Raw genomic sequence first — 12,681 nt, 5'->3', positions numbered from 1 at the left:
AAATATGATGAGATGATGAATCTCATCGCTCATCAATTAAAAAAGTTATTCAAAATGGCACATCCTAAGAGAAGACAGTCGTCCACAAGAAGAGATAAGAGAAGAACTCATTATAAAGCAGTAGTTCCTCAATTAGCTAAAGATGCAACAACTGGTGAACTTCACCTTTACCACAGAGCTCACTGGCATGAAGGAAAACTTTACTACAGAGGTAAAGTAGTATTGGAAAAAGAAGTAGCAACTACAGAAGAAAACTAAGAGTCGCTTTTCGCTGAAAAAGCCTCATTTTAATACAAAAACCGCCCAATTTTGATAAAATTAGGCGGTTTTTTGTTGTTTTTTGTGTTTTTTTGGTATCTTTGGGACAAAATCAAATATCAAATTTATGGACATTAAAGACATACAAAATCTTATTAAGTTTGTATCTAAGGCTGAAGTTTCAGAAGTAAAATACAAAACTAAAGATTTCGAAATCACTATTAAAACTCCATTAGCCGGTAGCGATGCGGTTTATGCACAGCCAGCAGTTTACCATACAGCTCCTCAGGCAGCAGCTCCAGCTCCTGTAGCAGCAGCTCCGGCAGCAGCTTCTGTTGAAAAAACTGAAGCAGCATCTGATGACAGCAAATATGTGGCGATCAAATCTCCTATGATTGGTACTTTCTACAGAAAGCCATCTCCGGATAAAGATGTATTCGTAAATGTAGGCGACGAAATTTCTGCAGGAAAAGTAGTTTGTGTAATCGAAGCAATGAAGTTATTCAACCAGATCGATTCTGAGATCAGCGGAAAAATCGTGAAGATCTTAGTAGATGATGCTACTCCGGTAGAATACGATCAGCCATTATTCTTAGTAGATCCATCTTAAGGAATTTCAGATTAAAGATTATAAATTTTAGATGAATGCTTTTTCATTTAAAATAATTTAAAATTCAAAATTTATAATTTAAAATTTCGGAAAGATGTTCAAAAAAATATTAATAGCCAACCGTGGCGAAATTGCAATGCGTATTTTACGTACCTGCAAAGAAATGGGGATCAAAACCGTTGCAGTATACTCTACTGCAGACAAAGACAGTCTTCATGTAAGATTTGCTGATGAGGCAGTTTGTATAGGTCCCGCTATGAGTAAAGACTCATACCTTAAAATCCCTAATATTATTGCAGCAGCAGAAATTACCAATGCTGACGCCATTCACCCAGGTTACGGATTCCTGTCTGAAAATGCCAATTTCTCAGGAATCTGCCAGAAAAACAACATCAAATTTATTGGTGCTTCTCCTGAGCAGATCGAAAAAATGGGTGATAAAGCCAATGCCAAAGCAACGATGAAGGCTGCAGGAGTACCATGTGTACCAGGTTCTGACGGGCTTATTGAATCTTACGAGCATGCTGTAAAAGTAGCTGAAGAAACAGGATATCCTGTTATGATCAAAGCTACTGCAGGTGGTGGTGGAAAAGGGATGAGAGCCGTATGGAAAGCTGAAGACCTTAAAGATCACTGGGAATCTGCAATTCAGGAAGCTGTGGCTGCCTTCGGAAACGGAGGAATGTACATGGAAAAACTGATTGAAGAGCCAAGACATATTGAAATTCAGGTTGCCGGAGACCAGTTCGGTAAAGCATGTCACCTTTCTGAAAGAGACTGTTCCGTACAGAGAAGAAACCAGAAACTTACCGAGGAAACTCCTTCTCCATTCATGACTGACGAACTTCGTGAGAAAATGGGTGCAGCCGCTGTAAAAGCAGCAGAATTTATTGGGTATGAAGGTGTAGGAACCATTGAATTCCTTGTAGACAAGCACAGAAATTTCTATTTCATGGAAATGAATACAAGAATCCAGGTAGAACACCCTATTACTGAGCAGGTAATTGATTATGACCTGATCAGAGAACAGATTCTTCTTGCTGCAGGAACTCCTATTTCAGGGATCAACTATTACCCGAAATTACACTCAATTGAGTGCAGAATCAATGCTGAAGATCCGTATGCAGACTTCAGGCCATCTCCGGGAAAGATCACAGGATTAAATATCCCTGGCGGACACGGAATCAGAGTGGATACTCACGTTTATTCAGGCTATACTATTCCTTCCAACTATGACTCAATGATCGCTAAGCTTATCACTACGGCTCAAACCCGTGAGGAAGCTATCGCTAAAATGAGACGTGCTTTGGAAGAGTTTTATATTGAGGGAGTAAAAACAACCATTCCTTTCCACAGACAACTGATGGATAATGAAGATTATCTTGCAGGAAACTACACTACAAAATTCATGGAAGATTTTGTAATGGATAGAAAATATGATAATCACTAAGATTATTTTTATATAATTTAAACTGCCTCATTTCGGGGCAGTTTTTTATTTCCCATTCTTCCCGGTTATCTTATTTTTAAAAAAAATTCCGGCTTCATTCTCATGAACTCTTCCTATCACAATGCCTATGATGAATTAATAAACACATAATATTAAGTTCATAAACTATTGATTATTAACAAGCAACAAACCTAACACTTGTTAGTCGCAGAATTACTACACTTTTTAAAATTTATTTAAAAAATTTTTTTTGCTCATATAATTACTTCTATTTTTGGTGATATAAATAACAAATCACAAAATATTAATTATTAAAATTTACTAATCATGGCAGAAAGAAATTCAAGAGGAATTCTAAAATTCAACGGCGGTGAAGGACAGAAGTTATTAAAACTTAACTACAGTGTATCCCGTTCTACAGACGTATCAGGAAGAGTGGCATCAGATCCTTCCAATGCACTTATCAAAATTACAGTAGAAGCTACTGAAAAATCAGACATTCTGGAAAGTCTTCTTAACGGAAAATACAAACCTACAACCGGAGAAGTTACATTCAACAAATCTCACGAAGAAGGAACACTGACTACTTTGAAGTGGGAAAACGGATATGTAATTCAGCACGAAGTAGATTTTGATGCAGTGGATGAAAACAGTATGTACATCAGCTTTATAGTAAGTGCGGAACTTATTGATCTGGGTAATTCTTCTTACAAAGCAGAGTGGCCTACATCTTAAGAATGTAATTCCTACATCAAGAAAAACAGCAGACAGAATGGTAAACCCGGCTTGAGGGATGCTGTTCTGTCTTTTTTGGCTGTAATGACTGTCTTTATTTATTTTCTGATGAAAAAAATACAGATAGATGATATAGGATTTATATTAACAGGTTTTTAGTTTACACCAAAACAATAATAATCATGGAAGAAAACAGCAATTTTTCATTCCGCCCTAATAGTCATAAAGCTCCTGCCAATGCTGATAAAATTTCGGTAAACCATATTCCGGGGATTAATCGTGTGGTAAAACTGGATATTGTGATTGAAGGAAAATCCGTTAATCATTTTAAACATTTCCGTTTACAGCAGAGTGCAAGAAGACATCATCATTTTGAGCTTGTTCTTGCTCATGACTCTTTGGGCTCTACACAAAATCATACTTTAGAAGAAGCCCGGCAGTTCTTAGGAAAAAGGATAACCGTAGTTTTTAAATATAAGGATTACGAAAATGAAAGCCCGGAAAGAACTTTTGTAGGGGTTATTACCAAAGCTGCATTCAGTCAGGAAAAAATGAGTCTTGGCAATATCGTCCTGAAAGGTGAAAGCCCTACAATCCTTATGGATTCAGCTCCTCATACACAGAGTTTCGGAGGTCCCCAAACTGTTAATACAGGAATTATTGCAGACAAGATCATTAAAGATACTTTAGGGTCTTCTAAATTCGATTTCAGGGTTGATACTCAGAATAAAAGCTATATCAACTACAGCTCACAATACAACGAAACCCATTATAACTTTCTTGCAAGAACTGCAGAAGCCTATGGGGAACAATTCTATTACGACGGTGAGATCCTCCATTTCGGAAAACTGCCTCCGGCTGAAAAGCCTGTCCGTCTTATTTACGGAAGCAATGTAAGTGATGTACAGGTAGAAATGAAAGCAGTACACACAAAACCTGAATTTTTTGGATATAACAGCAGCAGCCATACTAAAATGGAAGGCTCTGAAAATAATATCAGGCACCTGGGAGAAGTTCCGGCTAAAGCCTATGAATTGAATAGCAATATCTTCAAAACCCGTTCCCTCTCTCCCGCTCCGGTAAACGCCAATATGTTTATGGATGTTGACGATTCTCAAAAGAGTGCAGCAGGAAGTGCAGCAGTAGAAGTTTTTACAGTTTCAGGAAATACCACTGTTCCGTTCTTATACCCGGGATGTGCTGCAGATATTGAAATGCGAAAACCTGATACCAGCGAGACCTCTTATTTCACAAAAGTGACTATTACAGAAGTCACCCATGAAGTAAATGCAAGAGGATATTATACCGGCAGCTTTGAAGCAATGGCCGAAGGAACAGGATTCATGCCTAAACCGGATTTTATTATACCTAATGCACAACCGCAGATAGCAACTGTGATTTCCAACACTGATCCTATGAATCAGGGAAGAATACAGGTGCAGTTTGACTGGCAGCGAAATCCTGACACGACTCATTTTATCAGAATGATGAGTCCCGACGCAGGAGGAACAGATGCCATTACCCAGAACCGAGGTTTTGTAGCTATTCCTGAAGTTGGAGACCAGGTTATGGTAGGCTTTGAATACCATCATCCTGATTTTCCGTTTGCAATGGGAGGAATGTTTCATGGGCAGGTTGCATTGGGAGGAGGATTGAATAATCATATAAAATCAATCCAGACCAGGAGTGGAAATAAAATTATATTTAATGACCAGGAAGGAAGCATTTTTATAGAAGATCCGAGTGGAAATACTTATTTAATGGATGGAAAAGGAAATATAACCGTGAACGCTCCAAAGAATATGACATTCACTGCAGGAGAAAATGTACAGATCAATGCAGGACGGAATATTATCGCATCGGCACAAAGAAATATCAATATCATGGCCGGTGAAGATATCACTGAGACAGCAAATGATGATTATAACCTTACTGCAAGCAACATTATTGAAACAGCAGAAGTAGGCAGAAGTTCCAAAGCAAAAAATATAACAGAAAATATGGAAGCCGGCTCTTACATCAGTACGAAAGATGCCATCAATGTGGAAAGCGCTAAGGAAGTTAATATTAATAGTGGGAAACAGGTAAAAATGCAATAAAGGGCATATAAATATATGTTGAAAAATATTTTCAGATATCTTTTTATTTTAGGAGCAATATGGTTTGTGATCCATTCGGTTTATATAATAACAGATGGTTTAACCAACACTCATCAAAAGGCTGATTTAGCAGTTGTACTTGGCAATAAAATCAATGAAGACGGAACCCCGTCTCCGAGGTTGAAAGCCAGATTGAATGAGGCTCTTGAACTTTATAGAAACAAACAGGTAAAAGAAATACTGGTAAGTGGCGGCCTGGGAAAGGAAGGATACTGGGAAGGAAAGGAAATGAAGAAATATTTAATTGAAAATAAAATTCCTTCCGAAAAAATTATTACAGATAACTATGGAGATACTACTGAGAAAACAGTTATCAACACAATAAGAATAGCAGACAGCCTAAAGTATAAAAGTGTTATTTCAGTATCCCAGTATTATCATCAAACCCGTATTAAGAAATTATTTAAAAAACATCATTTTAATAATGTAACCAGCTCCAGCCCTATCTATTTTGAAATCAGAGATGTGTATTCAATTCTCAGAGAATTTTTCGCATATTATTTATAATAAAAACATATCAAATAACCGATGTAAACTTAAAACAACCATGGAAGGCGGAAATATCATACGTAATGTCTTTGGCAAATCTTATAAGGAAGCGGAACATATCATGAAAGATGCTTCCAAAGGTGCATTGGATTTTAAATCACCACAGGAAAATACTTTTTATGGTAAAAAAGGCGGTAAGAAACTAGATGAATATCAGGCTAAAAAAGACAATACTTTACTTGTAACCAAAGTTGAAGGCCCTCTTGACGATAACGGCGGAAAAATAAGTAAGCCTAAAGAAGGAGAAAAACACTGGTTCAAGGCAACATTCAACAGATCTGCAGCAAAAAACGAATATAAAAAACTTTTATGGCAAATAAAGATAGGTGGAATTCCTATCCCCTTCTTCTTTGACTACTCTTCCATAGAAGGAAATACGCAGACCATACAGGTAAAACTCCCATGCTATGACATGCGTGCCTATGCCTATTTTAAAAGTCCTATTGATAAGGTAAGTGTTGAAGTAAGTATAAAGAAGCTTACATTTCCAATGCTTATTCTACAAGGTACCAGAAGAAAAGGGAAAAAAATTATTGTTAAAGACGGGAAAAAAGTCAGTAGCAATGACACAGCTGTTGATATGCTTTATGGAGATTATCCTGAAAATCAAACCGGGTTCAATAAACTTAAATCAGAATTATATACTGAAAACTATGATGTAGAAAAACAGGATAGCTGGTATAACACTACTTCCAGAACAGATAATGCAACTAATAATTCAGATTATACTATAAAAAAAGTAGAAGATTTCTGTAAAAAATCCAGTGATGATCTGTTTAAAATCTTCAAAAGCGAGATTGAATGGTACTCAAAAGGCAAAATAGAAACCGTTGCTAAAAAAATGGTTGACAGAATGCAGGCAAATTCAGGAGGCGAATTTTCCGATAAGGATCTTACAGATGCAGTCATTCAGCATGAAAACTCACAGGCATTTATATCATCTATAAAATCTGTTATAAAAGCCTATCTTACCAAAAATAACGGAGACATTCAAAATCTCGAGATCACAGATTCCTCAAATGGAGTTTTATATAAAGATCTTGTGGACAGAGGAGTTGACAATCCTAAGTTCAGTGATAAATTCAGCGGATTGGGTATCACAATCAATGATGTCTGGGCATATCAGATCTATATAACAAAATATAAAAAGAACGGTCGCAGCTTCGAAATGGGGCTGGAATATGTTTATTACGACCATTTTGGACTGGACTACCCGGACATTCAAAAATATGACAAGGATATATTTTACAGCTGGTTTATTTTGCAACACTTCAGAGGGTATAAACCTTTCATTACCAAAATAGATATAGTAGGAGAATTTAAAGGAACATTTTAAAAATGATTTAAATCAATGAGCAAAAAAATTTATATCATCATTATTGCACTGGCTGTTATAGCCGGCGGCATTATTTATAACAACCTAAAAATGAAAAATATAAAAATAGAGCCGATAGACAAAGAATTTAATTTACAACTGGAATTTGGAATTCAGTACTACACTATTTCCGGCTACAAAGATTACAAATCCGAAGATCTGGCTTCATATATCCATAATTATCTGGATCAAAATAAAAATGAAGTTAAAAATGCAAAAATGATTTTGTTCTATGAAGATTCATTTTTTAATAATTATAAAAAAAATATGCGTGAATCAGCAAGAGACAATGAATTTGGAGGCATTGAGGGGCACCAGGACGATTTGGTTATTAAAGTATGGTATGATACATCCGGTACCAAGGCTGAAGAGCATCTTATTATATACAAAGACAGTAAAATAGTATTTGACAAAATAAATCAATAAAAACAACATGGAAGAAAACCAGGTAAAACCTTTTCAGAAATATTCATTAGAAGAGCATACCTACCAGGCGGAAAATGCTCTTGAGATACGTTTTGGAGAAACTAAGGGTTTTCATTCCTCTTACAAAGTTGTCATTCAGGAAACTGAAAATGATGACCAAACCAAGAACTGGCTGGTAGAGAAAATAGAAGATGCTCCTCTTCCTTCTGAAAACAACTTTATGGAAATTCTCCACGAACTGGAAAAAAATTCATATCCGGTAAAAATAAAAGTAGATGAAAAGGGAGTATTCTTAAATGCTATAGATCATCAGAAAAATATAGAAGGCTGGAAACAGAAAACAGAGCACATTCACGAAAAATATGACAATTCTGAACTTTTCAGAAACCAATATCTTGCAGTTTTTGAGGATGAAGAGCTCTTTTATAAAAATAAATTAAAAGAACCCTTCTGGAATCTTCTGCTTTTTGCCCCTTCCTATGTAGACAACGGAGGCAAAAATCAGGAATCTATTGCATGGAATATCAAAGGAATTGGCAATATAGAATGTCCCGGAATTATCCGGGCAGAACAAAGAGACTATGGTTTTGATGCCTTCTTCACTTCGGAAACCATAATCCCGGATAACATCAAAGAAGAAATAGATAAAAAATATTTACGTCAGGCCGGACAATATAAAGCAGAACTGACCATACAAATGCAATATAACTCCCGGAAAAGGCAGTATGCAAAGAAAAAAGCAGATTTCATCATATTGGACGGAGACAAAATAGTATATCAGGAGACAAGCAGTATTATATAACTTTATGAACACATAATATGGCGAATAAAGGATTGATCATTGTAGAAGGAGCTACCGCATACTGCAGTAGTTCCGTAGCCAATAATTCCAAAGGGACTGCTGTTCCTATGGAAGTAAAAAGCCAGAAAAAGAAGCTTGGGAAAAACAAATATTTTGCCCAGAGCAAACCTGTAGCTACTTATCTGGACGATAAAGCAGAAAGTTTTGGAGGGGGAAACGGATTCGGCAACTGTAAAGGTTCAGACGGTAAAACCTATCCGTGTAAAGGAAAGTGTAACCTTAAGTATAAAGATTATTATGAAAATGTAGAATTTAACAAAAGTATGAAAGTACTTCTGGACGTTTCTACCGCTACCTGTCCCGGATACGGAGTTCCGGGAACCATTGCATTCGCAACTACCGGACAGGCCAACAATGTCTCGCAGATTGATGTAAAAGAAGCAGATGAATTTTCTGTAGCCAATACTTCGCCGCAATGGGAAACTTCCGGAACGGCGGCTGCCTCTACATCAGTTAGTTCAATTTCAATGACTCTTCCTGCTCTGGTAGCTAAACCTACAGGAACCTACTATTACATTCAGATGCCTAAAAACCCTCTGACTTCTTTTTTAAATCCTCTTTCAGCAGATAATCTTACACTTAATGCCCAGTTTAAAGGAGATGCGACAAAAATCATCTGGGCAATCTTCAAGGGTGAAGACACAAAAGATAAGGTAAAAACCTTTGTAGGGCTGGGAAGTATATTCAACCAGTCTTTAAGCAAAATTTTTGACAGTCTTCCGGAGGGCAAATATAGAATTGAAGCATATGGAAAAAAAGCCGGTGATAAGAACTGTGCAATCATTATTGAAGTTGTAAAAGACTTCGTTAAAAAAATTATCGTTCCCGGAGCTTCAACTCTCATCAATATCCCTGTTCCTGTTTCTGTAGAATATAAACTGAGCACAAATGCCGATCAGATGAAAATCCTGAACAGAAACAGTTTCATGCCTCTCGTTAATACGGTACACTGGACAATAAAACAAGGCACAACCGTATTATATAACAGTTATTCAGGAGCTGCTTCACCTCATATTGTTAAGGTCGGCAAAGTTGGTGGAACGATAATGCTCAGCTTTAAAAATGCAGATAAATATACAGTAGAAGCATTTACTGATCCCAATGACCCCAAACCAGAATCCGTGGAATTAAAAATTGAAAATGTATTAAGCGTGATGGGAGTCAGTGGAGAACCCGGACTGCTTCGGCCGGGTGATATGCTAAAAGTTCAGGCATCCAAATTTAATGTAACCTATCTTCCCACAACAGGGAAAACAGTACACTGGTATTTAAAAAAAGAAGGCAAGGGAAGAATTGCAGCATTTGAAAATTCTTCATCATTCAAAGCTCCTACAATTAATAAAAGAGCAGATGCATTTCTAAGTCAGGATGCGCAGCTTTCTACGGGAGATTATATAGGAAAATATGTACTTGAGGCATACGCTAATCCACTTGGAGCAGGGAAACAGCCTGCATTTACAGGATCGGATACTTTCCATTTTGAGGTCATTAAAAATGTAATTGATAAGTTTTCGCTGCCTGCAGGAAATATTCCGAAAGGAACAAAAGTGAAATATACTGCTACCGCAAGAATCGCAACATTGGCCGGAAATGAAGCCATAAAAATAGAAGTTCCTCAAAACGTTACAGATAATGGAGACGGCACCCTCACATTCAATGAGCTTGGTGAATTTACCATTTCTGCTTATTTGACAGGTGATAATACTGATAATAAAAAAATTGACACTAAAATAAAAGTTTCCGAACCTTCTGTTAAAAGAGCACTTTGGGCTTACGGAACAGGGGTGAAACGTACAGAAACCGGTTTTGGAGAGGAAACTTACGGTTTTATTGAAATTGATGGTCTTCAAAACCAATCTCTTAAAGTAAAAATCTGGGTAAAAGGAGAAGGTGATGATTTTTATAACGAGAAAGAAAAATATATGCTCGAAGAAAAGAGCGTAACACTTAACAACGAAGGCAAAGCTTCTTTTGTCATCAACACAACTGAAGACTACAAAAAAAAGCTGGATACCGCCATTCCTAAAACAGCCGAAAATCCTACACCAAAATACCGCCTTGTTTTTACCATAGAATTGCAGGCCGGTACCTCAACGGATATAATGCTTCCTGCAAGTATTTCAATACAAGGGACACGACCTGTAGTTGTAGATGCTGCGACTACCTATCTTGAAGTCCTGGATTCCAATGAAGAACTCGTCATTACTTCCGAACAGAAAATTGTTTCCATTATGTTTTCCACTGAAAACGGGAAGGATATACAGCGTATGCAGACATTCTATGGAAAAACTCATAAAATATGGGTGCATACAGTTAATATGACAGAAGAAACTCTGAAAATTGATGTTTTCAAAGAAGTACCGAAAGAGGGTCTCAATGAAAAAGATCACATTGTTTACACCCATGAAAGTAAAGAATCCTACAAAGATGAAAAAGTAGGAAAAGATGGTCTTTTAGAAGTTTCTTTCACCGCAAAAGAGGAATGGAAAACTCCACCTAAAAACTTCGATTATTATATTGCACAGGTTTCCCGACAACTGAAAGATCCGGCAGATCCCTCTAAAAAGATATGGAAAGCCGAAAAAATACAGGTTACCATTAATAATACCCTTCCTGCTGATCTGGTACGTACCGAAGATATGGAAAAGCTGGGTATCAAAGCTTACAAGCAGGACGGAACACCTTTCACACAAAACGAAATGCTGGAGCTTCGCAAGCAGTTTATATTTTATGAGGCTGGTTGCCTGAAAGTATCTCAAAAAGAGACACCCGAAGCAATTGATAATGATGTAATGCCTGTTGTGGTAGAAATGGCAGAGGTAAAGAAACAGAAAACTTGTTACTGCAACAGAGGATTTACAGAACAGGAAATGGAAGATCTTATAAAAACTATGACAGGTGGTACGAAGATATGGCAGGGAATAAAAGAAAAGTGTGATATTACGGATAAGACTATAAAAAGCTTGACCGCCGAAGTTAATGCCATGTTTGCAAGCAACGGAATTAACCGATGTATGCAAAAAATATCATTTCTAGCAAATGTTTCGGAAGAAACAGGTTTCTTTGTACAAAGTAAAGAGGAAGAAAGTAAACATTTATCCAGTAAAAGTAAATACAAAGGCAGGGGCATTTTACAAATAACAGGAGTTGATGATGGAACAGGTTTTTATAATCTTCCCGGCCCTTACTCTAAATACGGTGAAGAACGTCACGCAAATGAAAAAAAATTTATTGGTGATAATGCAGACTTAATTTCAACAAATCTACACTATGCTGTAGATGTTGGAGGTTGGATATTTAATTATAAAAAAGTACCATCCTGGACTCCCAATCCTAAAAAAAAATATTCTAAAGAAGTGCTGGACGTATTTAAATGGAAGCGAGAATATTTTAGCAAAGGTCTGGGAAAAAGTCTTAATGATTTAGGTTTATTAATGGAAGAAGAAGAGGAAAAATACTTCTTCTTACAAGGAAAAATATTAAATGGATATTCCATCGAAGATAAACTGGAGCGTCCTCCCAATGGCTGGGAAAACCGCAAAAAGGCGTTAGAAAAATTAAAGATTTGGTTTAAGTATGATAAGAGTGCCTGCAATGGTGAGGCAACAGCAATGCCTGAGCTTGCTGATAGAGCCCCTTGGATGGTAATTGCTTTAAAAATTGCAAAAGAAATGAAGGGATGTGAAGAATCAAAAGAACCAATGTATTCAAAAGCAAAATCTTACCTCCGATATTGTGGTAATACTTTTGAGCCGACAGATGGAGAAAATGGACCATGGTGTGCCGCTTACATGAATTGGTGTATAGGACAAACCTTAAACCCTCAAACCAATGCACCATATATGCATGCGAAATCAGCTTCATCTTTAGCTCCTATTGATAGTGTTGCGGGTAAGAAGTACAAACAAATTTCCGAGCCAATTTTTGGTTGCTTGGTAGTTTACAGACATTCTTCAAAATGGAAAGGGCATACAGGCTTTTTATATGGTATGACAAAAAAAGGAGCATATATACTTCTTGGAGGAAATCAAGATCAAACTGTAAAGTTTAGTTCCTATGATGAATACACAAGTAAATCAAAAAAGAAAAAATTATGGGGATTTTATATTCCAACAGATTATACCCCAACTGAAAAAGATAAACTAGGCGCATCAGATTATTATGATGATGGAAATAATGATAATTATGATGACGGTGATATTATTAATGCTAAATTTGGTATAGGAACAGGTAATAATAGTGGTTCAACAAATTAAA

The 12,681-nt window shown here is 36.7% G+C and carries 10 protein-coding genes; all 10 read left to right on the top strand.

Annotated features, from left to right (window positions below; genetic code table 11):
- Positions 1-54 precede the first annotated feature (54 nt).
- The 10 genes from rpmF (at position 55) to ACQWU4_RS17310 (ending at position 12,680) form a co-directional block, all read left to right on the top strand.
- Positions 55-258: a 50S ribosomal protein L32 gene (gene rpmF, locus ACQWU4_RS17355; protein ID WP_007843326.1), complete on the top strand. Its 204-nt coding sequence runs from the start codon at positions 55-57 to the stop codon at positions 256-258.
- A gap of 127 nt (positions 259-385) precedes the next feature.
- A complete protein-coding gene (gene accB / locus ACQWU4_RS17350) occupies positions 386-868 on the top strand; it encodes an acetyl-CoA carboxylase biotin carboxyl carrier protein (RefSeq protein ID WP_429937024.1) in 483 nt (160 codons plus the stop codon).
- A gap of 94 nt (positions 869-962) precedes the next feature.
- On the top strand, positions 963-2,318 hold the full coding sequence (accC, locus tag ACQWU4_RS17345; RefSeq protein ID WP_429937023.1) for an acetyl-CoA carboxylase biotin carboxylase subunit: 1,356 nt from the start codon (positions 963-965) through the stop codon (positions 2,316-2,318).
- A gap of 327 nt (positions 2,319-2,645) precedes the next feature.
- Complete coding sequence (tssD, locus tag ACQWU4_RS17340) at positions 2,646-3,053, top strand: type VI secretion system tube protein TssD (RefSeq protein ID WP_048508307.1); 408 nt, start codon at positions 2,646-2,648, stop codon at positions 3,051-3,053.
- A 182-nt stretch (positions 3,054-3,235) separates the two neighbouring features.
- Positions 3,236-5,152 (top strand): type VI secretion system Vgr family protein, encoded by a 1,917-nt coding sequence (locus ACQWU4_RS17335; protein WP_429937022.1) that lies wholly within the window; start codon positions 3,236-3,238, stop codon positions 5,150-5,152.
- Positions 5,153-5,167: 15 nt separating this feature from the next.
- Positions 5,168-5,719 carry a YdcF family protein gene (locus tag ACQWU4_RS17330; protein ID WP_429937021.1) on the top strand — a complete coding sequence of 184 codons (552 nt, stop codon included), beginning with the start codon at positions 5,168-5,170 and terminating at the stop codon, positions 5,717-5,719.
- A gap of 40 nt (positions 5,720-5,759) precedes the next feature.
- Complete coding sequence (locus ACQWU4_RS17325; RefSeq protein ID WP_429937020.1) at positions 5,760-7,097, top strand: DUF3289 family protein; 1,338 nt, start codon at positions 5,760-5,762, stop codon at positions 7,095-7,097.
- 15 nt (positions 7,098-7,112) lie between these two features.
- Positions 7,113-7,562 carry a hypothetical protein gene (locus ACQWU4_RS17320; protein WP_429937019.1) on the top strand — a complete coding sequence of 150 codons (450 nt, stop codon included), beginning with the start codon at positions 7,113-7,115 and terminating at the stop codon, positions 7,560-7,562.
- Between the two features lie 7 nt (positions 7,563-7,569).
- The gene (locus ACQWU4_RS17315) at positions 7,570-8,364 is read left to right on the top strand and encodes a hypothetical protein (RefSeq protein WP_429937018.1); all 795 of its coding nucleotides are present in this window, start codon (positions 7,570-7,572) and stop codon (positions 8,362-8,364) included.
- Between the two features lie 17 nt (positions 8,365-8,381).
- On the top strand, positions 8,382-12,680 hold the full coding sequence (locus ACQWU4_RS17310; protein ID WP_429937017.1) for a hypothetical protein: 4,299 nt from the start codon (positions 8,382-8,384) through the stop codon (positions 12,678-12,680).
- The last annotated feature ends 1 nt before the right edge of the window (position 12,681 follow it).

It is taken from the genome of Chryseobacterium sp. MIQD13, assembly GCF_050496705.1.
In the GTDB taxonomy this organism is placed as follows: Bacteria; Bacteroidota; Bacteroidia; order Flavobacteriales; family Weeksellaceae; genus Chryseobacterium.
This window is presented reverse-complemented; position numbering and strand designations above follow the sequence as displayed.